The following is a 25,239-nucleotide window of genomic DNA, read 5'->3' as shown; positions in this document are numbered from 1 at the left end:
CGTGTGATATTTGCTCGCGGCAGTCATCCATGCGCGCGCTCAAGCCGCCCGCGCAGTTGCGCGAGCTGTTCGACCGGCTCGATCTTGCCGGCCGCGCGCAACCGTTCCGGCTGCGCCTGTCGTGCAATGCGCCGCTGCGGCGCATCGGGCCGTCGCAGGCCGCCGCACGCGTGCCGCCCGGCGTGCTCGAACGGCATATGCGCTTCGTCACCTGCGATATCTGCTGGCGTGTGTTTTGGGAAGGCTCGCACTGGCGGCGCATGCGCACGCTGATCGACAGCGTGTCGCGGCCGGTGCCGCCCAGCGTATGACCGGCGCGTGGGCGCGTGGCTGATAAGCGTAAAAAGAGTCGCGCCTGTGTTAGTGCTTGTGCTTGTGCTCGAAATCCTGCCCGCTAGGCGGCGGTTTGAATACGCGTGACAAAAAAACAAACCCCGCCCTGCGCAAGGAGGACGGGGTTTGTCCGAGCAGCGGCGGCGGCGCATCGCACCGCCGCGGGCAAATGCTTACTGCTGCGCGCCCTTGTCGTTCGTACCGGCTGCCGACGCGGCTTCCGCCTTCGTCTTGGCCTTTTCCGAACCGTGCTTCTTCAGCTCGTGCTTCGGCTTGCTCTTGTCGTGCTTAGCGGCCGATGCGGCAACCGGTGCGGACGCGGCCGGCGCGGATGCCTGCGCAAACACGGAAGCCGAAGCGAGGGCGACAGCAGCGGTGGCGATCGAAGCGATGATCTTCTTCATGTTTTTCCTTGAATATCCAAAACGGAAATATCCGATTAAGAACGATGCGTTGGAACGCATCTGGCGCCGGTATTGTCCGAGATCCGGCCACGCGCCCGGCTGTTTGCCGGGCATTTGTCACGCCGGATGCTCGTGCGCCGCTTCTATAACGCAGCGCGTGTGCGCGACGTTGACACGCCGTGCACGGCCTTCTTCGAGCTTGCGCGTTGCCGCCGTCAGCGAAATGAAAACACTTTTTAACACCCTCGGCGCGCATGTCTTGTTAGGCTCGGGGCACATCCGGATGCGCAAGCATCGTGTTTCGCATGGCATTTCGCCCACGTCACCCGCCCAATCGGCGCAAAGCGGCATGTGCCGGGTGGAATCCGGATGTGCCGTCAACGCATGACTTTGCAACGAATCACTTTGGAATCGCCTATGAAATCGATCGAGATTCTCGTGCGCTGCGCGCTCGTCAGCGCAGCAGCGACGCTCGCCGGCTGCGCCGGCTCACCGGCGAACGGCCCGCAGGGCAGCTCGGCAAACGGCCGAATCATTTATGTGTCGTCGGCACGCGAGCCGCGCGACATCGAACGCTGCCTGACGAGCCGCCTGCCGCAGGCGCGTGTCGCGCAGCAAAACCCGACGACCGTGCTGATCGGACCGTACTCGACCGATGCGGACTGGACCGTCACGCTCTCGCCGTCCGGCTCGAACGGCACGACCCTCGGCGTCTATCGCCCGAGAAGCGGCGACGGGGATCCGGAAGAATCGGAGCTGCGCTTTCATATCGCACGCTGCTCGGTATGACGCGCGGCGCGCTGGCCCGGTGGGCGGCGTCGATTCGATGCGCTTAGCCGCTTAGCCGCTTAGCCGCTTAGCCGCTTAGCCGCTTAGCCGCTTAGCCGCTTAGCGCGCCCAGCATAGTCGATCGACGCGCCCGCGCGCCGATATTTCAGCCCGCCGGCGCGTCATATTCGCGACCGCCGGCCGGCGCGACTCACGCCCCCCGCCGCTCGACTCGCCCTGGCGCATGCCGCCGTGCCCGCCGTCGCGCGACGGGCCACCCGCGTCACGGCTGCGCATGCATCCGCCGCGTGCGCAGCCACGTCGCGCCGCACACCGTCAACAACATCCCGCCGATGACCACGAACGGCGCTTGCGCGCGCCAGTCATACAACGCCACACCGATGAGCGGCGCGGCAACCATGCTGAGCCCTTGCGCGGCGGACATCGCCCCCGCGCACGCGCCCTGCTCTCGCGCATCGACCGCCGCGCTCGCGAGCGCGGCCACCGCGGGAAACGACGCGCCCATCCCGCACGCGGCGACGAGGTAGCTCGCGCAGATGGCCATCGGCTGCGCCGGCCCGACGAGCAGCACCGACGCGAATCCCGCCGCGCCCGCGAGCGCTCCCCAGCGCAGCCACTGCAGCGGTGCGACGCTCGGCAGCCGGCCGACCACCGATTGCATCACGATCATGCCCAATCCCGCGCTGCCGAGTGCGTAGCCCGCGACGACAGCCGCTTGCCGCGCCGGAACGTGCAGCCGGTCGATCACGTAAAACCCGAACGTGCTGTTCGCGATCCCGATGACGCTGTACAGCGCCAATGCGCAGAGCCAAGGCTTGCGTATCCGCGCGTCGGCAATCTTCAGCCGCGCCGGCGCATCGCGCCGCTCGTGCGGCCCCGTATCGCGCAGACGGCCGAGTCCTGGCCAGCCCGCGAGCGGCAACAGCGCGAACACGGCAAGCATCGCCGCCATATCGTAGCCGGCGATCCAGCCGGCCACGGGCGGCGCAATCACCATGCCGAGCGCGCCCGCCGCGCCGAAACGCGCCATCGCCGCCGCGCGCGCGTGCGGCGCGGTGCGATCGGCAATCCACGCAAACGCCGCGACCGGCAGCGCGGCGAAATATCCGCCCATCGCCGCGCGCGTCGCCAACAGCACCGCCACGCTCAGCGCGAGCGCAGGCGCAGGCGCGCGCAGCGCCCAGCCGACATACAGCGTGAGCAGCAGATAGGACGCGGTAAAACCGGCCATCGCGATGCGCATCACGGGCACGCGGCCGCGCAGATCCGCCATGCGTCCCCAGCGGCGCGCGGTCGCGACCCAGACCAGCCCGACCACGGCAATGATCGCGCCCATATGCGACGCCTGCAGATTCAGCAAGCGTGCGAGCGGAGCCGCCACGGCGAAGAACGCATAGCTGCCCGCCGTCATCGCGAAATTCGCGATGAGCAGCGGCGTGAGCGCCGGGCCGGTTTCGGCTGTCGACGCAGTGTCAGCGGAAGTCGTGGACATGTCGCTCCTGATCGATGAAAAGCGCCGAAGGCGCGGATTGGCGGCGGCGCGTGACATGAGCGGCCAGACGCGCATGCGCGCTCATTAGCGCCGCCTCGGTCGCCTGCCAGCCGAGGCACGGATCGGTGATCGAGCAGCCGTAGCGCAACGCGGCAGGCCCATTGTCGAGCGGTTGCCGCCCTTCTTCGATGAAACTCTCGAGCATCACGCCACGAATCGAGCGATTGCCGGCGCAAATCTGCTCGACGACATCGTCGAGCACCGCGACCTGCCGCGCGGCATGCTTGCCGCAATTCGCGTGCGAACAGTCGACGATAATGTTCTGCGGCAACGCATTCGCGCGCAGCGCGCGCTCGGCCGCCGCGACGCTCGCCGCGCCGTAGTTCGGGCCGTCGCGGCCGCCGCGCAAAACCAGGTGCGCATGTGGATTGCCGTCGGTATGCAGCACGGCCGGATAGCCTTCGTCGTGCAAGCCGATGAACGTGTGCGCCTGCATGCTGCTGAGCATCGCGTGAACCGCGACGTCGACGCCGCCGTCCGTGCCGTTCTTGAAGCCGACTGGCATCGGCAACCCCGAGGCCATCTCGCGATGCACCTGGGATTCGGTCGTGCGCGCGCCGACCGCCGCCCAGCTCACGAGATCGCTCAGATAATGCGGCGTGACGAGATCGAGCGCCTCGATCGCGGCTGGCAGCCCGAGCGCGCTGACTTCGGTAAGCAGCCGGCGCGCGGTCGCAATCCCTTCGTCAATCCGATGGCTGCCGTCCAGGCGCGGATCGTTGATGAGCCCTTTCCAGCCGAGCGTCGTGCGCGGCTTCTCGAAATACACGCGCATCACGATGCAGAACACATCGCGCACCGCCGGCGCCAAGCGGGCCAGGCGCAGCGCGTAATCAAGCGCGGCCTGCGGATCGTGAATCGAACACGGCCCGACGATCGCGATCCAGCGCGGATCGCGTCGCTCAAGAATCGCCTGCAGTTGCCTCCGGCCGGCGTCGACATTCGAGCGCATCGCCGCCGTGAGCGGATAGCGCCGGCGCAACGCGGCAGGCGCGGGCAACGGCATGCTAACGCGCCGCCGCAAGCCGCGCGCGTGCTCCCCGGCCGCCCCGCCGTTCGGATACAGAATGATGTTTTTCATAACCGGATATCGAGAAGGAAACGAAGAGGCTGGCGCGCCGATACTGCGGCGCGCGCCGGCCGCGTCATGCGCCGAGCGTCGCGCCGCCGTCGACCGTGAAGCTATGCAGCGCCACATGCCGCGACGCGTTAGACAGCAGGAACAGCACGGCGGCCGCGACATCGTCCGGATCGGCGATCCGGCGCAACGGAATGCCGGTGCGAAACGCCGGCAGCGACCCCTCGATCACGGCGTCGGCACTGCGCGCATCGCTCCAAAGCTGGCGCTGCATCTGCGTGTCGGTCGAGCCGGGCGCGACGATGTTGCAGCGAATCCCGTATTCGGCAAGCTCAAGGCCCAGGCATTTCGTGAACTGATGCGCGGCCGCCTTCGACGCCGCATATGCCGCCATCCGCATTCGCGGCACGAGCGCCGCATTCGAGCCGACCGTGACGATGCTGCCCGCGCGCAATGGGATCATCCGCTGCGCAACCGCGCGCGACAGATAAAAGACGCCGTTCGTGTTGACGGCGAAGCTGTGCGCCCAATCGTCGTCGCTCAGCGCGCTCGCGTCGGCCATGCGCAAGATGCCCGCGACGTTGGCGAGCATGCCGATTGGGCCGAGCGTCGCATCGATGCGCTCGACGGCCGCGCGCACCGCGTCGGCGTTCGCGACGTCGACGGCAAACGGATGGATGCGCGCGCCGGCCGATTCCGCGTCGGCGGCCAGTTGCGCGAGCGCATCGGCGCGCACGTCGAGCGCCGCGACACTCACGCCGCGCGCGGCAAGCGCGCGCGCAACGGCCGCGCCGATGCCTTGCGCGGCGCCGCTCACCACCGCGACCGTGCCGGGAAATTCGGGGAAGGTGCCACTCATCGGATCAAGCTCCTGAATATCGTGAATGCCGGAGAATCGTTGCAAAGAGTCGAAGAAGCGCGGGCGCCGGTTCCGCGTGCAAGCGCTATCCGAGACGCTCGGCGAGCACCGCGCCGATCTCGGCCATCGGCGCGGGATCGGACATGCCTTCGTGCGAACACGCCAGCACGCGGCACTGCAGCGCGCCCGGGCGCAGATACGCGGACCACGCATCGGCACAGGGCGCATGGGCGGGATGGCGGGCGGCGCGAAACAACAGCACGTCACCGTCGTAGCGCGGCGTATCGCTTGTGCGGAACATCTGCATCTGCCGCAACGCCTGTGCGGCAAACGCGTCCAAGCCCGCCGGGCCGAGCGAGGCAAATGCGCCGTTCGCGCGCAGCAGCCGCTCGCGCAACGCATCGGCGGCAACGCCGCCGGTATCGAAATCGCCGTCGGCGCTCAGCAGGATCTGCAATACGTCGCGCAACGCCGGCATCGGGTGGGCGCGCCACGCCGATGCGGGATAACTGTCCATCAGCGCAAGCAGGCCGATCGGGTGCCGGTCGCGCGCCAGCTTCGCCGCGACGCCATGCGCGAGCGCGCCGCCGAGCGACCAGCCGAGCAGGTAATACGGCCCCTGCGGCTGCAACGCGCGCACGCGCGCCGCGTAGCACTCGGCCAGCGCGTCGAAATCGGATGCATGGCGCGTCTCGTCGGCCGACATCTGCAAGCCATACACGGTGGTCTGCGGCAGATGCCGCGCAATGCGCAGATAGCCCCACGCAAGGCCGTCTGCCGGATGGAAACAGATCAGCGCCGGCCGGCCCGCGTGGCCAGTCTGGATCGTCAGCGTCGGCGCGAACGCATTCGGCGTGGCTTGCGGCCGGTGGTACGCAAGCGGTACGCTCAGTGCCTGCGCGAGCGCATGCACGCTCGCGTGGCGAAACAGCATCGAGACCGGCACGTCGCGCCGCAATTCGGCCGCAAGGTGCGCGGCAGCCTGGATCGCTTGCAGCGATTTGCCGCCCAGATCGAAGAAATTCGATGCGCCCGTGAGCGGCACGTCGCCCAGCACGTGCCGAAACGCGCGCTTGACTTGGCGCTCCAGTTCGCTCGCATCCGTATCGGCGTCGGCGCTGCCCGTGCGTTGCGCGGCCGCATGCGCCAGCAGCGCCCGGCGGTCGGTCTTGCCGTTCGGGTTGCGCGGCAGTGCGCCGAGCACGTGCCACGCATCGGGAATCGCCGGTGCGGGCAGCGTGCGCGCGAGGAACGCGCGCAGCGCATCCACGTCAGGCTCGCCCGCGACGAAAGCGCTCAACGTGCAAACTCCGTCGCCGCGCGATACCGGCACGATCGCCGCCTCGCGCACGTTCGGCATCCTCAGCAGCAGGTTTTCGATTTCGAGCGGCTCGATACGCAAGCCGCTGATCTTCACCTGATGATCGATGCGCCCGAGAAACCGCAATTGCCCGTCGTGCAGCCGGGCGAGATCCCCGGTCCGATACGCGCGCTCGCCGGTATCGGGCAGCATGACGAAGCGCGCAGCGCTCAGTTCGGGATCGTGCAGATACTCGAGCGCGAGTGCATCGCCAACGAGCACAAGCTCGCCGGTTTGGCCCACTGCAACCGGGTAAAGCCGCTCGTCGACGAGCCGCGCGTCTACCCCCGGACGCGGCAGGCCGATCGGCACCGTATCGCCGTCACGCCAAACGGCGTGCGGGCTGCCGACGCGCGCCGTGGTCGCGATGATCGTCGCTTCGGTCGGCCCGTAAGTATTGAGCAGCACCTGCTGCGGCAGCAGTGCGCGCCAGCGCGCGATCCGCTCGGGCAGCGCCGCCTCGCCGCCGATGATCACGAGCCGCACGCCGCCGAGCTGACGTGCGGCATCGGCGTCGAGCGCATGGGCGAGCACGTGCCAGTACGCGGTCGGCAGATCGAGCACCGTAATGCGCAGCTGCTCGATCGCGGCGGCGAAGATCGCGACCGAATCGAGCATCGCGTCGTTGCGCAAGACAAGTGTCGCGCCATTGCATAGCGCGACGAAAATTTCCTCGATACTTGCATCGAAATGCAGCGGCGCGAACTGCAGCACGCGATCGGAAGGCCCGACGCCATACAGCGCACGCGTGCTCGCAACGAACTGCGCGAGCGCGCGACAGCCGACCAGCACGCCGTTCGGCTTGCCGGTCGAGCCCGACGTGTAGAGCAGATACGCGGGTTGTCCGGCGCGCGGCGCGGCATTCGCTTCGCTATCCGGAACGATGCGCGATGCGGCGGCCGGCTCGGCATCCGCCTCGCAGCTCGACGCGGCGCTCGTCGCAGCATTCGCGGCAATGCTTGGATCAGCATCGACGCACGAGCCAACGCACGGTACGGCCATCGGATCGACACGGCTCGACACTTCGTCCGCCGCGATGCCGAGCGCCGCGCTGGCCGAATCGATCGCATCGAGATCGACAACCGGCAGCGTGCCCGTCGCGCGTCGCCACCGCGCGCGCGTCAGCACGAGATCGGGCGCGGCATCCGCGAGCATGTCCGCTATCCGCTGCACGGGGCCGTCGGGATCAAGCGGCACGAATGCCGCGCCGACTTGCAATGCGGCCAGCATCGACACGACCGCATCCGCCGAGCGCCCCGCCATAATCGCAATCCGGCTGTGCTCGGACGCGCCGCGTTGGGTCAGCGCCCGCGCGAGCGCATCGACGCGCGCGAGCAATGCGCGATAATCGAGCCGCACGTCGCCGGCTTCGATCGCGATGCTGTCCGGTGTGCGCGCCGCCGCCTGCCGCACAAGCTCGAGCACGTCGATCACGGGCTCGCGCAACGGCTCGCCTCGGCAGACCGACTGCGGTGGCAGATCGTCCAATAGCGGCTCGAGCGGCCTATCCGGATCATGCGCGGCGAATGCGTCCAGCCAGCCGGACAAACTGCCGGCGAGTGCCGATAAACGCGCATCGTCATACGCATTGGGATTCGCTTCGAGCATCACCCGCCATGCGCGGTCGCGCACGACGAGCGTCACGTTCAAATCTTTCACCGGCCCGGCGCTGACGCAAAGCACATCGCTCGTCAGGCCGGTGAATGTGATGCGCCGATCGAACGGCATCAGGTTCACCACCTGGTTGAACACGGGCTTGTCGTGCTCGAGCAAGCCGAGGTCACCGCAAATCCAGCTATAGCGATAATGCAGATGCGGCCGGATCGCGCGCAATTGGCGCAAAGTCTTGGCCGCGAGCGTGCGCGGCGCAGCATCGGCGCGAACGTGTACCGCGAACGGCACGAGGTTCATCGCCATGCATGGCACATCGAGAACGGGAGTGCCCAGCCGGTTCATCACCGGCATGCCGAACGTCAGATCGCGCCGGCCCGCTTGCTTGGCCAGCCACAGGCCGATCGCGGTGAGCATCCATGCGCTCCAGTCCGAGCCGGCGCGCGCGGCAGCGGCCGCCAGCGCATCGGCGCGCGCCGGCTCAAGTGTCAGCATGCGCCGCCGCGGCATATCGCCCGAGCGCTGTTTCGGCGCGATCTCCGCAGGTGCGGGCAAGCCGCGCAAATGCTCTCGCCAAAACGCGCGATCCCGCTCGAAGCCGCCTGTCTCGCGGTATGCGGCGTCCGCGTCGATCGCCGGCTCGATGCGCCACGCCGGCAGCGCGGGCAGCGGCGCGCCGCCGACACGCGCGTTGTAACGCGCGGCGACGGCCTGCTGCAGCAGGCCGTAACCGAATCCATCAAGCGCGATGTGATGAACCTGCAAATACCACCAGTGGCGCAGTGGCGATAACCGCAGCAGCGCGGTCCGATACAGCGCATCGGACGTCACGTCGCAGCGGGCCGACAGCGATGCATGCATCCACGCACGCGCGGCCTGCTCGGGATTGTCGTGCGTGCTGAAATCGACAGCCAGCAGCGACGCATGTGCGGCAACACGGCGCTGCCATAAGATGCGTTGCGTGCCGGGCGCGCCGTCATCCCATTCGAAACGCATGTGCAGCGTATCCGCATGGTCGAGCACGTCGGTCACGCTGGCTTGCAGCGCGCCGACGTCAAGCGCGCCGTTTAACTCGATCGCCTCGGCCGTCAGATAGTTCGCGTCTTCCGGGTCGATTTGTTGCGCGATCCAAATGCCGTATTGCGCGGCCGTCGCATGAATCCGTTCACTCGTTTGCTGCATGTGGCGTGTTGGCGAAATAATTGGCGATACCAAGGAAAAGCCGAGCGCGGTGCGTCAAGCGCGCCGCCACTCGACGGTCAATTGCGTACTGCGCGCCATCAGCGCCAGGTGCTCGTCCATCACGTATTGGATTCGCTCGAGCTTTTCGGCCGAATCGGCTTCACAGCGGATGCTCAGAACGTCGTCGGTGCAGATCACGTAACACTTGCCGACGGGAAAATCGATCGTCGCACGATGCTCGTCGAATGACACCGGCACCTTGATCGCGTAGTGCTTGCACATCTTGAACAGCACGCGTTCGGCCTGCAGTAGCGCGACCTCGGCCGTGCTGACGAACAGCGTGTTCGATACGGGCAAAGAATTCGGTGTCTGCATGGCGGCTTTGTCCATCATGCGGGCACCCCGGCCGCGCGTTCCAGGAGCTTGGTCCAGGCAGCGAGCGTCGGCGCTTGCGCGAGTTGCACGAACGACACGTCATGCCCGGCCTGCTGCCACGCGTCGGCAAGCATCATGATCCGCACGGAATCGAGCCCGTGATCCAGCAAGTTGTCGTGCGGCCGCAAATCCGGTGCATCGAGCTGCAATATTCGCGAGACTTGCTCGGCGACAGCCGCCGGCGATATCGGCGCGCCCTCCGCCATCGATGCCCGCGCTTGCGGCTCGGCCCGCGCCGCACCGGCAAGCTCACGCGTGCGCACGACCCGCCCGCAGCGTTGCGCGACATAATCGAGCGCCATCTTGTGCTCATGCGCGGAGAAATCGGCGAGCGCGTCGGCAACGAAAAACGGCTGAATGTCTTTCATGAACGCCTCGCTGGCCGTCATCAAGCAGCCGATATGCGCATAGACGCCGCAGATCACGAGCTGATCGCGCTGTGCGTTGCGCAGAATCGTTTCGAGATCCGAACGTTGAAACGCGCTGTATCGCCATTTATCGAGCACGATATCGCCCGGCAGCGGTGCGAGCGCGTCGCAAATCGACGCGTGCTCGGGCCGCGCGGTCAGCCCCGGCCCCCACATGTCGGTCAACAGCCCGCGTTCGGCGGCCGTTTGCTGCGGCAATTGCGCGGTGTAGTACACCGGCATGCCGCTGGCGTGCGCGAGATCGATCAAGCGCCGCGCGTTCGCGATCAGATCCGGAATCGGCGCTGCATCGCGATCGTAGAAATCGACGAAGTAATCCTGCATGTCGTGCACGAGCAGCGCCGCTCGCGACGCGTCGAAACGCCACGTAACGCGGCTGTCGGGAATCTCCTCAGGCAGCGAATAGGAAGAAATTTTCGGAATGGCCATGTCGATTATCGAAAAATTATTGGAGTCTTGAAGTCGTGAAAAACGCGTGCGGCTCAGCTGTCCATCGCGCCGGCAGGCGCCACGCGATTCGCGATATCGGCACGCAACGCTTTCTTGTCGGTCTTGCCGACGGGCGTTTTCGGAAACGCAACGACGAACTGGACTCGGTCGGGAACCTTGTATCCGGCGATTCCCTGCTCGCGCAGGAAACGCAGCAAATCCGCCTCGCGCAACGTCTGATCGGCGCGAATCACATACGCGCAGCTCTTCTCGCCGAGATACGGATCGGGCATCGCGACGAGCGCCGCATCCACAACGCCGGGATGCGCAATCAGCCAATGCTCGATTTCTTCGGCCGCGATCTTCTCGCCGCCGCGATTGATCTGATCCTTCGCGCGTCCCTCGACGACGAGGTAGCCAGCGGCCGTCATGCGCACGCGATCGCCCGTCCGATAGAAGCCGTCCGCCGTGAATGCGCGCGCGTTATGCGCATCCGCGTCGTAATATCCGCGGATCGTGTAAGGCCCACGCGTCAATAGATGCCCGACTTCGCCTGGCGCGACGGGGTGGTCGTCGTCATCGACGATGCGGATTTCGTCGTCCGGCGAAATCGGCCGCCCCTGCGTATGCAAGACAACATCGTCGGCATCGTCGAGGCGCGTGTAGTTGACGAGTCCTTCAGCCATCCCGAACACTTGCTGCAGCTTCGCGCCAAGTTCCGGTTCGATGCGCCGCGCCATCGTCACATCGAACCGCGCGCCGCCGACCTGCACGACGCGCAGGCTGGCGAGCGCCGCGCGCCGCTTCGGCGCGGCACCAAGCCACACCGGCACGAGCGACGGCACGAGCGCGGCAATCGTCACGCGCTCGCGCTCGATCAGCGCAAACGCCTGATCCGGGCTGCCGCTGTCGCACAATACGGCCGTGCCGCCCGCATACAGCACGCCGAGCGTGCCGGGCGAACTAAGCGCATAGTTGTGCGCGGCCGGCAACACGCACAGGTAGACGCTGGATTCGTCGAGCCCACAAATGCGCGCGCTCTCGCGGATGCTGTATAGATAATCGTCATGTGTGCGCGGAATCAGCTTCGGCGTGCCGGTGCTGCCGCCCGACAATTGCAGGAACGCCAGTTCGTGCGAGGCGGGAGCGTCGGGCAGCGTGATTGCGTCGCCGTCGGGCAGCCCGGCGAGCGACAGATGTTCGCCCGCATCGCCGACGATCAGCACGTGCTCGAGCGTCGGCGAATCCGCTCGCACTTCGCTCGCAAGCGCGCGGTAGTCGAAGCCGCCGTGCTGATCCGCCGCGATGTACGCGACCGCTTTCGCGTGCCGGCAGAAATGGCCGATCTCCTGCTTGCGATGCGCGGGCAGCGCGAACACCGGCAGCGCGCCGAGCCGAAACAGTGCAAACACAACCGCGAAAAACTCCACGCGGTTCGGCAATTGGACGACCACGCGATCATGCGGACGAATGCCCAGCGCGGTGAAACCGCGAGCGATGCGTGTCGCCTCGTCGGCTAGCCGTCGATACGACCAGCGCGCCGTTGCGTCGACGAGCGCGATGTGCTCGCCGTGACGGCTCGCCAGCTCATCGAGCAGTTGCGCGAACGATTGCCCCTGCCAATACCCCTTGCGCCGGTATTCGGCAACGACCTCATCCGGCCACGGCGTCCAGTGCTCGAGCGTCATGCGGGAACCTCCATGGTCGAATCGATCGCCACCGCGCGGTCGACGCCGATCGCATCGAGCATCGTGCGGAATTTCGCGGCCGTTTCCGCCAGCTCGGCGCCGGGGCTCGAATCGCCGACGATGCCCGCGCCGGCAAAGAGCCTCAGCTTTTCACCATGCGTCTCCGCGCATCGCAGCGTGACGACCCACTCGCCGTCGCCGCGCGTATCGACCCAGCCGAGCATCCCCGTATAGAAACTGCGATCGAACGGTTCGGCACGCAAAATCGCTTCGCGCGCGCCACTGCGCGGATAACCGCAAACGGCCGGCGTCGGATGAAGCGCGAGCGCAAGCGTCAGCGCATCGGCATCGGTTTCACCGATCACCTCGGTCGATAAATGCCACATCGTCCGCGTATGAACGAGCGACGGGCGCGCAGGCACGGCAAGCTGCTTGCAAAACGGCGCGAGACTCTCCTTTACTGCGTCGACCACGACGCGATGCTCGTCGAGATCTTTCGTCGATTCGAGCAACGCGTCCGCCCGCCGCCGGTCTTCCACTGGATCGTTGCTGCGCGGCGCCGATCCGGCAAGCGGATTCGCCCGCAACACGCCGCCGAAGCGGCTGACGAGCAGCTCGGGGCTCGCACCGACCAGCGTTCGCGCATCGCCCAGGTCCACCGAAAACGTATAGCCGTGCGGGTTGCATGCGGCGAGCCGCTCAACGAGCGCGCCCACATCCACCGGATGCTCACCCGTCAGCTCCAGCGTGCGGGCCAATACGACCTTGTCGAGCCGGCCGGCGCGGATGTCCGCCACCACCTGCGCCACCGCCGATGCATACTCGCCCCCCGGCGGCACCGCGCGCGTCACGTAACGATCGTGAGCGGGCAGCGAGGCGCGCACGCCCGTCAACGGATTGCCGCGCAACATTGAACGGATGACGCGCAGCGCGGCGGGGCGTTCGACATCGAACGGCACCGCGCCCACCACGGCCGCGCCATCGAGCCCCTGCTCGCGGGCACGCACGAGCGCGCGCCGCACCCGCGCGCCAAGCGGCTCGTCCGAATGCGGCACGGCTTCGGCAACATCCCGCGCGAGCAGCGTGTAGCGCGGCGTGGCGAGGAGAAACGGCGTCGCCGCGCGGTACGTGTCCGATATATTTTGGATATCTGAATAAAATTCCGGATTGGAAAGCGTGCTCAAGTGTGACCTCCAGATTCGATCCGTCTGAATCGACGCGCCGTGCGCGACGGCGCGCTCGCGTTACATTTCGGCCGTCAGGCTCACCGCTACCCGGCGGCCCTGGTCGAACAGCCAATTGCCGGACAAACCGTTTGCCCGCGCGCGGTCGTCAACCGGCACCATCTTGTTGGTCAGGTTCAACAGCGCGAAATTGACCGAGAAATGCTTGTCGATCCGGTAACGGCCGCCGATGTCGAAGGTCGTCGTCGACGGCCGTTCGCGCACGCCACGCGCGCCGTTACGGAACGCGGCCCAATATTGCGAACCGGTGTAATTGACGTTCGTGTACAGATCGAGACGTGGCGCGGGTGTCCAGTCGATCTGCACGTTGAACATGTGCTTCGGCGTCTTGTCGAGCGGAAAGCCGTTGAGCGAACTGCCATCGAACGCCTTTTCGCCGCTGCCTTCACGGCGCGATTGCGTAAACGTATATGCGCCGGAGATCTTCAACTGCTTCGCCACTCTCGCGCCCGCGCCCAATTCGACGCCGTACAGCTTCACGCGCTCGACGTTGTCGTATGTATAGATGTTGCGGCCCGGCGAGCGCGGATCGGCCACGCCCGTGTCGTAGCTCGCGACCTTGTTCTTGAACAGATTGTTGAACAGCGTGATGCTCGCGTGACTTTCGCCGCGGTCGTAGCGAATACCGAGTTCTTCGGTCAAACTCGTTTCCGGCTTCAGGCCCGGATTGCCGCAAAGCGTGCCCGGCACCGCCCCGGCCGCGCCGCCCGACGTCATGCAATAGCCGGCCGTGCTCTGGCGCAGCGTGGGTGGCTTAAAGCCGGCGGACACGCCGCCGCGCAGCGTCAGCGCCGGGCTCAGCTTATAGACGCCGTATGCGCGCGGGCTCACGTGGCTGCCGTAACGCTCGTCGTGGTCGAGCCGCACGCCCGTCGTCAGCGTGAAACGGGAATTGAAGAAATAATCGTTTTCGGCGAAAACCGCCCATGCATTGCGGTTCACGCTATCCGAATTGACGCCATAGCCTTTCGGCACCGCGTCCTGACGCCCCGCGCCGGACAGCCGCGACCAAATATGCTGTGCGCCCGCCGTCAGGATGTTGCGCTCGCCCCACCATGGCACCTCGACCTTGCCTTCGAGCACGGTATCGGTGAACGTCGGCTTCACCGCCGACGGCGCCAGCGCCGTCCATTGCTCCTGCGTGCCGCGCTCGCCGTACAGCGACAGCGTCGAATTGCCGAATCCCCAGCGCCCGTTGTGCGTGATCCCCCAGTAGTCGCGCACATGGCGCGTCTCGACGACCGTCGTCGCCACATCGCCGGCAGACACCGGCGCGGTGCTCTTGCCCGGCGTGCTGAGGTAGCTCAGTTGCTCGCGCCCGGCGTTCAGCGAGATATCCTGGTTGCTCGCGGGTTTCGCGTTCAGCTTCACGTCGAAGTTCGCGATGCGTTGCCCGCTTGCGCCATCCGCGCGGCTTAGCGGGAAATAGATCCGGTCCTCGCCGCGATGCAGCGCGCGGCCCGATACCTGCAAGCCAAGCACGTCGTTTTTCAACGGACCGCCGATCCAGAAATCCGCGCTTTGCGTGTCCCCCTGGTTCGATTCCAACTGGAACACGCTGCCGGCTGTGAGCGTGCCGCCCCAGTGCTTGGGCACCTTGCGCGTGATGACATTGATCACCCCGCCCATCGCATCCGCGCCGTACAGCGATGACATCGGCCCCCGCACTACCTCGATGCGCTCGATCGCGGACAGCGGCGGCAGCAGATTGCCTTGCACGCCGCCGGTGCCGCGATTCATCGTCTCGCGCGTGCTCTGGCGCCGGCCGTCGACGAGGATCAACGTATACTCGCCGGGCATACCTCGAATCGAAATATCCATGTCGTCCGGCGACGAACCGACGACACTCACCCCTTCGACCTTGCTGACGATCTCGGCCACCGACGTATAGGGCTTCGCCGCGATGTCCTCGCGCGTGATCACCGAGATGCTCGCGGGCGCTTCCTTGATGGCCTGCTCGCGCTGGCTGGCGGTGACGACGATCGTCTTGAGCGCGGCGCCGCTTTCAACCGGCGCACTCGCCGGAGCCTGCTGCGCCCATCCGGCTGACGCCCCCACCACATATAGGCCGGCGAGCACGGCCGGCTTCAGCGCAAAGTCTGAAAGATGACTCGACATGACAGCTTCTCGATCGATAAATAGAATTGATTCTCATTTCTATTATCAAGAATGAAAGCTGCCGATAGATTTGTGAAAGATACGAAGTTGTTTGCGCAGTGCGCGCCGCACGGGCCGCGCGCCATGCGGGCCCGAAACGCCGCGTCAATGCTGGCAACTGCGCCGCGCGAGCTTCGGCGTCACGCCGAAGCGGCGCTTGTACGCGGTCGCGAAATTCGCCGCGCTCGTGTAACCGGCGAGCGCCGCCGCCTGCTTGACGCTGACCGCATCGCGCTCGAGCGCGACGCGCGCCCGCTGCAGACGGCTTTCGCGCAGGAAGTCGAAGATCGTCGTGCCGTAGACCGCCCGGAACTGGCGCTGCATCGCGTTCGCGTTCATTCCGGCATGACGCGCGATATCGTCGAGCGACAGATGATGCGCGTGGCCGCTGCCGAGAAATGCGCGCAGGTCAGCCATTCGGCGATAGCCTCTCGAATCGAGCAGCGCAGCCTCCGGCGCCGCACGGGCTCCCGGTTCGTCCGGATCGGCCTGCAGCGGCGCGAGCGCCTCGGCAAGCAAATCGAGCACCCGGCTTTCCAGATAGATCGCCTCCAGCAGCGGCTGATACGCGGGCGGGCGCACGATCTGCTCGGCGAGCGCGATCGCGCGCGGCGTCGGCTGCCAGAAGCGCACCGACAGATGCGCGGACAGCAGCGAGTCGAGCCGCTGCGGCATTGCCGCCAGGCTTGCGGCCTGCAGATGCCGCAACCATTCGCCGGATACGCCAAGGCTCAAGCGGCGAGCATAACCTCCCTTGCAGACGCGCCGCCGGAACGTCTCCGGCTCGAGCGCATTGACGAGAAACGCCTGCATCTCGCCGCCGGGCACACGGCCCGCCGGCGGCCGCGGGTCGCGCCGGCGGGCGGTTGTCAGCACGATGCGCCGCTCGCCATACGACACGTCGAGCGCCCCTTCGAGCAGCAGCACCAGATATAACCCCGGCGCGCACTGCCCGGACATGATTGCGTCGAATTCGTCGATCGCATCGTCGGCGTGGATACGCAGGCCCGGCCGCACTTCGCGAACCTTCGCCACGTGCGCCGCATGGCCAGGGTAGCCATGCCCCGGCAACTCTTGTACGTGTGCATTCACTTTCTTCACCCCCGTCCGGTGATCGCACTCCGTCGGCATTGCGACTCGGCAGCGCTGGGCGCCCCGCGCGCAAACCATTCCGTTGCCCGGCCAAACATCGGGCACGGTTGCAAAGGCGCCATTCCGGTTAAAATCAAATGAGAATAATTATCATTAATATCGTATCGGGAACAGCGTGAGAAACACAAGCAGATTTTGGCGACAGCTTTGCATCGGCTTGGCCGCATGCTTGGCCGTATCGTTGACCGCGTGGAGCCGGCCGGCGCATGCGCAGCAGACTATCACCGATTTGGCGGGCCGCACCGTCCGCGTGCCCGCTCATGTCGAGCGCGTGCTGCTTGGTGAAGGGCGCCTGCTGCCCGCGCTCGCGATCGTCGAGCACGGCGATCCGAGCCGCCGACTCGTCGGCATGATGGGCGACTTCGAGCAGCTCGATGCGGCCAGCTACGCGCAGTGGCGCGGCCGTTTCCCGCATCTGCAGGAGGTGCCGCGCATCGGCCGCTCGCAGGCGGGCAGCTTCAGCGACGAGCGCGCGCTCGCGCTGCGGCCCCAAGTGGCAATCTTCGCGCTCGGCGGCGGCCATGGCCCCGGCGAACACGACCGGGAAACGCTCGCGCGGCTCGAAGCAGCGGGCATTGCGATCGTGTTCGTCGATTTCCGTCACGATCCGCTGCGCAATACAACGCGCAGCGTCGACGTGCTCGGCCGAATATTCGGTGCGCCCGAGCGCGCCGCCGCGTTCAACGCCGAATGGCGGCAGCAGCTCGATCTCGTCACGAAGCGCCTCGCGGCCGCCCGCCCCGCTGCACCAAGCGTGTTCCTCGAAAGTCGCGTCGGCCTTGCGACCGATTGCTGCGACACGATGACGGGCATGATGGGCCGCCTGCTCGACGCCGCAGGTGGCGCCAATATCGCGAAGGGCCTCGTGCCCGGTGAACACGGCATGCTCAATCCCGAATATCTGCTGAGCCGCCAGCCGTCGGTTTATATCGGCACCGCGATCGGCTCGATGCAAACTCTGGCGGGTGCGCCTCAGCGCATCGCGCTCGGCGCGGGTGTGCCGGCCGACACCGCGCGGCGCTCGCTCGAGCGTTCGCTGAGGCGGCCCCAGATCGCCCCGCTGCGAGCCGTCCGGGAAGGACGCGCGCATGCGATCTGGCATCACTTCTACAACTCGCCGTTCAATGTCGTCGCGGTACAAGCGATGGCCAAATGGCTGCACCCCGAATTATTCGCCGATCTCGATCCACGCCGCACGTTCGAACAAATGTACGCGCGCTACCAGCCGCTCGCACTCGACGGTGAATACTGGACGACCGAGGCGCCGTGAGATGACTGCATCGATATGCAATATGCGTATGGCCGCCGGCCCGCACGGCGGGTGCGCCGCCATCGCGCATGATCGACGTGCATTCCGGGCGCCGTGGAGATACGTCGGCCGCCCCGGCTATCCTGCCGCCGCACGATGCAGCACGGCGTGCGTACTTGCCCGCGCCTGCGCCGCCTTCACGGCCGTCGCCACCCTCGCAGCCGGGATTCACCGATGAGCGCGCTGCCCGCTTCCCCGCCGTCGCTCAGAACGCGCTACCGCGCCGTCATCGCGCGCCGCATCGTCGCGCTCGTGCTGCTGACCGGCTTGCTCACGGCGCTCGTCATCGCCGACATCGCAACCGGGCCATCGACGCTCGCGCCCGCCGACATCGTCGCCGGCCTGCTGAACCCCGACAGCTTGCCGCTCGAGCAGCGCGTGATTCTATGGAGCGTGCGAATACCTTATGCGTTGATGGCTGTGCTGGTCGGCGCCGCGCTCGGGCTGGCCGGCGCGGAAATGCAGACCGTGCTGAACAACCCGCTCGCAAGCCCGTTCACCCTCGGTTTGTCCGCTGCCGCGAGTGTTGGCGCGTCGGTCGCCGTGCTCGCGAACTGGCACTGGCCGGTGTGGAACGAAAACCTCGCGGTCCCGCTCGGCGCATTCGTCACCGCAACAGGCGCGACGCTTCTCATCGTCTGGCTCGCATGGCGGCACGGCGCGACGACCGAAACCGTCGTGCTGTTCGGCATCGGCCTGATGTTCAGCTTCGAGGCGCTGCTGTGGCTGCTGCAGTTCATCGCCGACAGCAACGCACTCGAACAGATCGTGTTCTGGAGCATGGGCAGCCTTTCGTCTTCACAACTGAAGATGTCCTCGACCGCCAGGGCGCGCAGGTGAGTGCCGTCGGTCAACTGGTCCGCCACAAAGTCCGGACTCCAGACCTCATTGGGGCGAACATGCACGCGACGCTCGCACCGCGACACCACCATCTCGCGGGGCGCTTGGGCGGCTTCGAGCGCAATTGCAATTGCTCTTCGGCGTAGAACCGATAGACCCGATTGCGGCCCACACGCCAACCTTTACGCTTGAGCCGCACATGCGCGCGCCGACAGCCGTATTGAACACGCGTCTGTGCGATTTCGCGCATGCGTTGACGCAGTGATAGTAGTGGGTACTGCGAGCGTGCTTGACCAACCGGTAGGCCCGCTGCATCGGAAGACCGTGGTGATCCACGATGTAGCTCACGGCCTGTCTTCAACACGGGCGGCGACGATCTGCTTCACCGAGTATTGCTTGCGCTTCATCGCCAATCTCCCGTTCCTATTCGGAAAATTGCCTCCGAAACACCAGCGCTCATTTGGGTCCAGGATTTCTAGAGCAGATCAAGTTCCACTTAAAATCTCAAAAAATAATTTCAAAAAAGTCCGGGTGAGTAAGGCTACCTTTCCGCTCTGCATCCGTGCATCAACACCTTGCAGATCTCGTCTTGATATGTGGGACCATCAAAAATAACTTGCAAAACCCCGTTGCCGCTTCGATGATCGAGCCGTATATAAATCGCAAACACTCAGATATGTTTTTATCCCATAACTGATAGCGTACATACCGAACGGGATTCTCAAAAAAGTCGAGTCTTTACCGTTCGGCATGAGCTGCAAGAAATTTAGTCGCCTGACAGATCAAATTGATATCCATTCGACATTGGCAATTTGAAAGATTTCGCATTGATCGAATCGGTGAGTGCGAGATTTTAATTATTATCAATTACTCGTTGTTAATATTTGGAGTGAGACATGAGAATCAAGAAGAACAGGCAATTAACTTTGATTGCCGCATTGATTTCGATATTAATGGGAAGCGCTTCCATCAACGTGCATGCGTCAGACCTGGATTTGGTGAATAAAAGCGGCCAATGGTTGACTGACACAAAAGGGCGCGTAGTAACGGTCCATGGATTCAATCTTGTTCAAAAAGTAGCACCTTACGATCCAGCATCAATGGGATTCGATGACAACAATGCAGCATTTCTGGCGCAAAATGGATACACCGTTGTCCGTCTGGGAATCATGTGGAAAGCTTACGAGCCTAAACCAGGCCAATATAACGAGGCTTATCTTGATTCAATTGTGAAGACAGTCAATGTGCTGGCTGATCACGGAATATACTCGCTGATCGATTTTCATCAGGACAATTTTCATGAAAAATTTACGTTCTTCGGCACCTTAGGTCAAGGTTTTCCGGATTGGGCGGTATTGGACAGTGATGATACCTCTAGCTCTGATAAAGCTTGGAATGCTTTTTGGGAAAACAAATCGGTCGACGGTGTTGGTCTGCAAGAGCGTTACGCAGAATTTTGGCGACGAGTGGCAGCCCGCTTTATTGGAAATTCAGCAGTACTTGGGTATGATTTGATGAACGAACCTCGCCTGGGAAACTCAGCGCCGCAGGCACTAAGTGCTGCGTATGACAAGGCAGTTTCATCAATTCAAGCGATTGATTCCTCACATATGATATTCTGGGAAAATCCGGTATTACCCCCATCCCCCCCGTCGCCTTATACTCCCCCGACAAATATCAAAGCCAACATCAATGGCTTAAGTTACCATAACTATGGGGCAAGTTTGGGATCGGCTTTTGGTGGGGAAATTTATCGAATCATCAGCAATATTATTCCGTGGTTTACAAATTTTGCGTCTGAACAAGCATCCAATCTTTATTTTGCTTTCATGTGGGATGAATGGCGTAAAACTGGGGCGGCGCCATTAATCACGGAATTTGGGTCTATACCTGATGTTGAAACACTTCAGAAAGTAGCCGAGCAAGCGGATGCTAATCGTGTTGGTTGGATCGAGTGGACCTATCATCGAACCGGTAGCTCCGATTTTTCTAATACGCCTAGCATTGTTAATGATTTGACCAAACCACTTATTGAGCCAAACGTTAACCAATCCGTACTGGAATCACTGACGCGTCCCTACCCAGTGGTGATCGCGGGAACGCCTGATTTCTGGTCATATGACCGGGCAAGCAAAAAATTTAATCTTAGATATACCATCAATCGCGTTGATGGCACTGGAAATTTCGACGAAAACTCGACAACAACCATAATCCTTCCAAAATTGAATTACCCGACTGGCTATAAAACTCAAGTCTCAGGTGGAATTGTTACATCGTTTGTCAATGCAGATCGCTTGACGATTCGCCCCAATTCCTCGAAACCCACATCAATTACAGTAACGGTTCTGCCAAATTAACAATGCAGCGGATTCGATGTTTCTTTTCGTGAATTCGCATACCGTGCAAACACACCGCCAATGGCGGCCTCGCTGGGGTTTGCAAAAAAATGAAAGACAACGTTTCGTAGAATTGGGAAATGGAAGCATACATGAATCGAATTTCAAGGGTGGTCTATACGAAGGAGCTTCATGATGAAGCGGTCAAGCTGGCGTTGACTGAAGGAGTTGGAGTATCAGAAATTCCCAGGCGGTTGTCGGCCCCAATGAAAATGCAGGCAAACTAGGGGCGTGCGGCAAAGGTCGGCAATTTGAAGGATGCCGGTCGGCACCGGAAACCACTGGCGGAAATGGAGGCGCAAACTGGCGCGGGTCAAGCTCGAACTGGCCGAAATCAAAGTTGAGCGTGATCTTTTAAAAGAGTTCGCGACGTACTTCGCGAAGGAGTCACGGTGAAGTACGGCGCGATTAAACAGATGCGGCAAGGCTACCCAGCGCCACCGATGTACCGCGTGCTGAGCATATCGGTGAACGGCTACTGTGCGTGGCGCAAGCACAAGCTGTCCAAAAGCATGCAGCAGGAGCCTCGTCTGGAAGCAGAGGTGCTCGCGGCCCACCGGCGAACCAGAGAAAGTTCGGGCCCTAGCGCCCGCAACAGCATCTCGAGGAGCGTGACGTATGAATCGCCGATCGCGGCTACGACTCCGAGCGACATCGACGAGCATCGCGCAATCGCGATATCGAGCTGGGGGTTGCCAAATGTCGTGCCGAGCATGGCAGTGGCCTTGGCAAATACCGCTGGGTTGTTGAACGCACGCATGCCTGGCGGCATCATTTCCGTCTTCTCTGTATTCGTTTCGAGCATCGTGCAGACATTCATGGCACGTTCCTCCTCGGTTGTCGCCTAATCTGCTGGAATACCCTTCCGAGCACCCACCAACCTTTTCGAAACCGTCTCTTATTGCGACAGAGCCATATGTGCTCGGATATTCGCGGAATTCATTCTCGAATTCCATGGAATACACAATCCAGTCACTGAATAATTTCTTGATATAACCCAATTTTTAAAAATTTGTAGTAAATAAGATATTTCGTTTTTCTTATTTCATTATTGAAAATGAAGATTATAATTAACCTGTGTCTGGATACTTTCTTACAGTCCGGCACGAACGATAATGTATTGCGTTTTTACTAAAATCAAATAAACAACAGGGCGCTATTCATGAACATCTTCACTTAGTCCGTTTCCTATTTTCCCCGCTGTCGCCCTGATTGAGGGCGAGGGATAACGGCTGCCGCCAGACACGCACTCGCCACTTCCGATTCAAGGTTCCGGCATATGGATTGCCATCATGCAATCCATTTTCCGCCCTGGTCCGGAATACCCGTGCCCACTGTAATCGAAAACAGCTCAGTCACGCCTGTCTGATTTACCAGCATTACATCGATTAAAGCACGCCGTTACGAATATCAACCAAACTATTTAGTTAGGATGGCTTATTTATGAAACAAATCAATGCCAATACAACTGCCGCGATGTTGATTGCTTCGCTGGGCACGCTTTCTATTACCGCGAGCGCACAGTCCGCGCCCCCTGTCGCCAGGGCCTCCGCAACCTTGTCGCAAGCGCTGGAATCCATGCCGTCAGGGCAATCGGTCAAGGAACGCATCCAGAACAATACCGCCAAGCTCGATCCGGCCTTGACGAACCTGAGTGCGTCGTTGCAGCGCGCCCAGGAGGCAAAGAGCGCCGGTAGTTCGGCGCCGCAAGCGGAGCAGGAGCAATACGTCAGCGTCGATGTGATCGTCCACCAGAACGTGCAGCAGACCGGGGCCCAACTCAAGCGCCTCGGGTTCAAGACCGTCGCGGTCTACGGTAACTACATCAGCGGCCGCCTTCCCGTCTCGAAAATCGATCAAGCGGCCGCCATCCAGGACATCAAACGCATCAACAAAGTGGCCCGGGTCACCCGCTCGGGTTCCGTCCAGGGGCAGGGAGATTACGCTCAACTAAGCCGCTCGCTCCGGCAAGCGCTCGGCAAGCAAGGGGACAAGCTGAACGGGAAGGGCATTACGGTCGGGATCCTGTCCGACTCGTTCAACTGCAACAAGCAGATCAACCAGGATGCGGATTACGTCGCGAAATTCGGCCACCAGGACACCATGGAGGACGACATCGCGACAGGCGACCTTCCCGGCAACGGCAGGATCCGAATTCTGAAAGACGCCTCCGATTGCACCGACGTCGGAGACGAAGGTCGCGCGATGGCGGAAATCATCCATGACGTCGCACCCGGCGCGGACATTGCGTTCTACACCGCGTGGGAAGGCATGGCCGATTTTGCCCAGGGCATCGAAACGCTGGCCCTGCCCAGGAACCAAACCAATGCGCAGGGCGTGGCGGGCGGAGGCGCGCAGGTCATCGTCGATGACATCGGCTATTTAAATGAACCGGCCTTTCAGTCGGGGATCGTCGGCGCGGCGATCGACAATGTCGTCAAGAACCGCGGTGTGGCCTATTTCAGTGCGGCGGGCAACGACGCCCTGGGTTCCGCGAAAACCAACTACGTGAACAATTCGGCGCAATTCTCGGATCAGACGGTGGACCCGAACGGGACCGGCACGCCCGGCCGCCCGCTCGATTTCGACCCTTCGGGGAAAGCCAAGCTGTACGTCATCCCCATTCACTCCGTCGAAAAGTTCCCCGACGCGCCATTGTGGAAGTTCAATTTCAGCCTGTATTGGGATCAACCGATCGACAACAGTGCCAGTTCGCTCCAGCTATGCTTGGGCGATCGCAACGGCAAGCCGCTCAAGGTCACGTACCAGGGGAAAACCTTTCCTTCGTGCACGGATGCCTCGATCATTGGGCAACAAGCCATTGTGCGCAGCCGGTTGATTGGCAGCGAGTCCGCCGCAACCTTGCGCATCCTGCTGCTTGACGGTCCGGCGCCTCAGCGCGTTCGCCTGCTGACGGGAGGCAGTGTGGTGCTCGATCGCTTCGGCACCGCCGATGCGTCCATCTATGGCCATGCGCTCTCGCCGAACGCGATCGCGGTGGGCGCGGCCGACTACCTGAATACCCCGCAATGCGATTCGACGTTGACTGCGGCGAAGCTCGAGGATTTCTCGTCGCACGGTGGGGGCTTGATGGTGTTCGACAACAACGGACGCCCCTTCAGCAGCGCCTACCTCGACAACAAGCCGGATCTTGTCGGCCCCGACGGCGCAAGCTCGGTGTTTTTCGGCAGCTCGCGGCCAGACAGCGCGGAAGGGTTCAGCGTATACAATTTGAGCTGCCGCTACTATCACGCCTATCCGCAGCAGTTCTTCGGCACATCAGCGGCGGCGCCTCACGTGGCCGCAGTCGCGGCCCTGCTGCGCCAGGCCTCGCCGCAAGCCACGCCTGCGAAGCTCTACGACACGTTGCGCAAAACAGCCCAGGACATGGGCACCGCGGGTCACGACAACGCAAGCGGGCCCGGTTTCGTTCAGTCGGACAAGGCATATCGCGCGATAGCCCAATAACCATGGGCGCGGGTCAGCCGGACGCGGGCGTCACCTGCCGTGTCCGGCACTCTGGCCTTACCCCGATTCCGGGGCAGTATTGGGCTGGATTGTCAGCCTCAAGTTAACCCAAAGTTATCGCCGGCGTTGGCGTGGCATACGCCAACGCCGGCGGGGGATGTGAGGTTGGACGGAATTCGTGAAGGCCGACGGGTTAAGCAGCAATCTGATTCAAATAAAAGTGCTGCGTGAAGGCGGCGGGCAATTGGTAGTTCAGACGCGCTTCGGTGCGTTGCTGGTTGTAGAAGATTCGATGTATTCGCTGTATTAGCCGGGACTTGATCTGACAGGTAGTCGGGCCGACAAAGTACGAGTCGTCAATGGGGGATGAGTTTCTCCTTGGCGAGATCGAGCGAATCGAGGAAAGTGCGCATCGGCGTCTTGCCGTAACACCAGCGCCCCTGATGCTCTCGTTCATTGTTGTACTGGTCGAGCCACGCATCAAGGTCCGTCTGCAAGGTGGCGATCGAGTCGTAGATCTTCTTG

At 63.2% G+C, this 25,239-nt stretch carries 16 protein-coding genes and 5 pseudogenes; 8 read left to right on the top strand and 13 right to left on the bottom strand.

What is annotated here, in order from left to right; translation table 11 throughout:
* The first annotated feature begins 8 nt into the window (after positions 1-8).
* A complete protein-coding gene (locus WS68_RS12020; RefSeq protein ID WP_331457865.1) occupies positions 9-311 on the top strand; it encodes a Mut7-C RNAse domain-containing protein in 303 nt (100 codons plus the stop codon).
* Between the two features lie 195 nt (positions 312-506).
* Here WS68_RS12020 and WS68_RS28340 read toward each other — a convergent pair whose 3' ends face one another.
* Entirely contained in the window at positions 507-737 is a 231-nt protein-coding gene (locus tag WS68_RS28340) for a hypothetical protein (protein ID WP_059571011.1), read from the bottom strand.
* A gap of 417 nt (positions 738-1,154) precedes the next feature.
* Here WS68_RS28340 and WS68_RS12010 point away from each other — a divergent pair, with 417 nt between their 5' ends.
* The gene (locus WS68_RS12010; protein WP_059571010.1) at positions 1,155-1,526 is read left to right on the top strand and encodes a hypothetical protein; all 372 of its coding nucleotides are present in this window, start codon (positions 1,155-1,157) and stop codon (positions 1,524-1,526) included.
* Between the two features lie 262 nt (positions 1,527-1,788).
* On the opposite strand, the gene WS68_RS12005 is transcribed toward WS68_RS12010, so the two are convergent.
* The 10 genes from WS68_RS12005 to WS68_RS11960 form a co-directional block, all read right to left on the bottom strand.
* Complete coding sequence (locus WS68_RS12005) at positions 1,789-3,018, bottom strand: MFS transporter (protein ID WP_059571009.1); 1,230 nt, start codon at positions 3,016-3,018, stop codon at positions 1,789-1,791.
* The gene (locus tag WS68_RS12000; protein WP_082709982.1) at positions 2,999-4,159 is read right to left on the bottom strand and encodes a 3-deoxy-7-phosphoheptulonate synthase; all 1,161 of its coding nucleotides are present in this window, start codon (positions 4,157-4,159) and stop codon (positions 2,999-3,001) included. The genes WS68_RS12005 and WS68_RS12000 overlap by 20 nt, the downstream gene beginning before the upstream one ends.
* 64 nt (positions 4,160-4,223) lie before the next feature.
* Positions 4,224-5,015 (bottom strand): 2,3-dihydro-2,3-dihydroxybenzoate dehydrogenase, encoded by a 792-nt coding sequence (locus tag WS68_RS11995; protein WP_059571008.1) that lies wholly within the window; start codon positions 5,013-5,015, stop codon positions 4,224-4,226.
* Between the two features lie 85 nt (positions 5,016-5,100).
* Complete coding sequence (locus WS68_RS11990; protein WP_059571007.1) at positions 5,101-9,168, bottom strand: non-ribosomal peptide synthetase; 4,068 nt, start codon at positions 9,166-9,168, stop codon at positions 5,101-5,103.
* Between the two features lie 54 nt (positions 9,169-9,222).
* Complete coding sequence (locus WS68_RS11985; protein ID WP_059571049.1) at positions 9,223-9,543, bottom strand: DUF2218 domain-containing protein; 321 nt, start codon at positions 9,541-9,543, stop codon at positions 9,223-9,225.
* A 14-nt stretch (positions 9,544-9,557) separates the two neighbouring features.
* Positions 9,558-10,460: an isochorismatase family protein gene (locus WS68_RS11980; protein ID WP_156429479.1), complete on the bottom strand. Its 903-nt coding sequence runs from the start codon at positions 10,458-10,460 to the stop codon at positions 9,558-9,560.
* Between the two features lie 53 nt (positions 10,461-10,513).
* Positions 10,514-12,148 (bottom strand): (2,3-dihydroxybenzoyl)adenylate synthase, encoded by a 1,635-nt coding sequence (locus tag WS68_RS11975; protein ID WP_059571006.1) that lies wholly within the window; start codon positions 12,146-12,148, stop codon positions 10,514-10,516.
* Positions 12,145-13,332: an isochorismate synthase gene (locus WS68_RS11970; protein ID WP_059571005.1), complete on the bottom strand. Its 1,188-nt coding sequence runs from the start codon at positions 13,330-13,332 to the stop codon at positions 12,145-12,147. The genes WS68_RS11975 and WS68_RS11970 overlap by 4 nt, the downstream gene beginning before the upstream one ends.
* A 60-nt stretch (positions 13,333-13,392) precedes the next feature.
* The gene (locus WS68_RS11965; RefSeq protein WP_059571004.1) at positions 13,393-15,510 is read right to left on the bottom strand and encodes a TonB-dependent receptor domain-containing protein; all 2,118 of its coding nucleotides are present in this window, start codon (positions 15,508-15,510) and stop codon (positions 13,393-13,395) included.
* Between the two features lie 144 nt (positions 15,511-15,654).
* Positions 15,655-16,680 carry a helix-turn-helix transcriptional regulator gene (locus tag WS68_RS11960; RefSeq protein ID WP_082709981.1) on the bottom strand — a complete coding sequence of 342 codons (1,026 nt, stop codon included), beginning with the start codon at positions 16,678-16,680 and terminating at the stop codon, positions 15,655-15,657.
* Between the two features lie 178 nt (positions 16,681-16,858).
* Between WS68_RS11960 and WS68_RS11955 the strand changes: the two genes are divergently transcribed.
* Both WS68_RS11955 and WS68_RS11950 read left to right on the top strand, forming a co-directional pair.
* On the top strand, positions 16,859-17,971 hold the full coding sequence (locus WS68_RS11955; protein ID WP_059571003.1) for an ABC transporter substrate-binding protein: 1,113 nt from the start codon (positions 16,859-16,861) through the stop codon (positions 17,969-17,971).
* A 213-nt stretch (positions 17,972-18,184) separates the two neighbouring features.
* A pseudogene (locus WS68_RS11950) lies at positions 18,185-18,805 on the top strand (FecCD family ABC transporter permease); the annotation flags it as partial.
* A gap of 2 nt (positions 18,806-18,807) precedes the next feature.
* Here the strand turns inward: WS68_RS11950 and WS68_RS26120 are convergent.
* Positions 18,808-19,207 (bottom strand): annotated as a pseudogene (locus tag WS68_RS26120) (IS3 family transposase); the annotation flags it as partial.
* Positions 19,208-19,746: 539 nt separating this feature from the next.
* Here WS68_RS26120 and WS68_RS26115 point away from each other — a divergent pair.
* The 4 genes and pseudogenes from WS68_RS26115 (at position 19,747) to WS68_RS11935 (ending at position 24,714) form a co-directional block, all read left to right on the top strand.
* The gene (locus WS68_RS26115) at positions 19,747-21,207 is read left to right on the top strand and encodes a cellulase family glycosylhydrolase (protein ID WP_082709979.1); all 1,461 of its coding nucleotides are present in this window, start codon (positions 19,747-19,749) and stop codon (positions 21,205-21,207) included.
* Between the two features lie 131 nt (positions 21,208-21,338).
* Positions 21,339-21,865, top strand: a pseudogene (locus WS68_RS26110) (IS3-like element ISBvi4 family transposase); the annotation flags it as partial.
* Positions 21,866-21,871: 6 nt separating this feature from the next.
* Positions 21,872-22,126 (top strand): annotated as a pseudogene (locus WS68_RS26105) (IS5/IS1182 family transposase); the annotation flags it as partial.
* Between the two features lie 596 nt (positions 22,127-22,722).
* Complete coding sequence (locus tag WS68_RS11935) at positions 22,723-24,714, top strand: S8 family peptidase (RefSeq protein WP_059571044.1); 1,992 nt, start codon at positions 22,723-22,725, stop codon at positions 24,712-24,714.
* 356 nt (positions 24,715-25,070) lie between these two features.
* On the opposite strand, the pseudogene WS68_RS28335 reads toward WS68_RS11935, so the two are convergent.
* Positions 25,071-25,239 (bottom strand): annotated as a pseudogene (locus tag WS68_RS28335) (IS481 family transposase); the annotation flags it as partial.

The sequence above is a fragment of the Burkholderia sp. TSV86 genome, from assembly GCF_001522865.1.
Classification (GTDB): Bacteria; Pseudomonadota; Gammaproteobacteria; order Burkholderiales; family Burkholderiaceae; genus Burkholderia.
Note: the sequence above shows the minus strand (reverse complement) of the source record. Positions and strands in the feature narration are given on the sequence as shown.

Excerpts from the sequence above, each read along its gene's own strand:
- WS68_RS12010 (WP_059571010.1), top strand. The coding sequence starts at position 1,155 with ATGAAATCGATCGAGATTCTCGTGCGCTGCGCGCTCGTCAGCGCAGCA.
- WS68_RS26115 (WP_082709979.1), top strand. The coding sequence starts at position 19,747 with ATGAGAATCAAGAAGAACAGGCAATTAACTTTGATTGCCGCATTGATT.
- WS68_RS11980 (WP_156429479.1), bottom strand. The coding sequence starts at position 10,460 with ATGGCCATTCCGAAAATTTCTTCCTATTCGCTGCCTGAGGAGATTCCC.
- WS68_RS11965 (WP_059571004.1), bottom strand. The coding sequence starts at position 15,510 with ATGTCGAGTCATCTTTCAGACTTTGCGCTGAAGCCGGCCGTGCTCGCC.
- WS68_RS11960 (WP_082709981.1), bottom strand. The coding sequence starts at position 16,680 with ATGCCGACGGAGTGCGATCACCGGACGGGGGTGAAGAAAGTGAATGCA.
- WS68_RS11995 (WP_059571008.1), bottom strand. The coding sequence starts at position 5,015 with ATGAGTGGCACCTTCCCCGAATTTCCCGGCACGGTCGCGGTGGTGAGC.
- WS68_RS11935 (WP_059571044.1), top strand. The coding sequence starts at position 22,723 with ATGTTGATTGCTTCGCTGGGCACGCTTTCTATTACCGCGAGCGCACAG.
- WS68_RS11975 (WP_059571006.1), bottom strand. The coding sequence starts at position 12,148 with ATGACGCTCGAGCACTGGACGCCGTGGCCGGATGAGGTCGTTGCCGAA.
- WS68_RS11990 (WP_059571007.1), bottom strand. The coding sequence starts at position 9,168 with ATGCAGCAAACGAGTGAACGGATTCATGCGACGGCCGCGCAATACGGC.
- WS68_RS12005 (WP_059571009.1), bottom strand. The coding sequence starts at position 3,018 with ATGTCCACGACTTCCGCTGACACTGCGTCGACAGCCGAAACCGGCCCG.
- WS68_RS11985 (WP_059571049.1), bottom strand. The coding sequence starts at position 9,543 with ATGCAGACACCGAATTCTTTGCCCGTATCGAACACGCTGTTCGTCAGC.
- WS68_RS12000 (WP_082709982.1), bottom strand. The coding sequence starts at position 4,159 with ATGAAAAACATCATTCTGTATCCGAACGGCGGGGCGGCCGGGGAGCAC.
- WS68_RS28340 (WP_059571011.1), bottom strand. The coding sequence starts at position 737 with ATGAAGAAGATCATCGCTTCGATCGCCACCGCTGCTGTCGCCCTCGCT.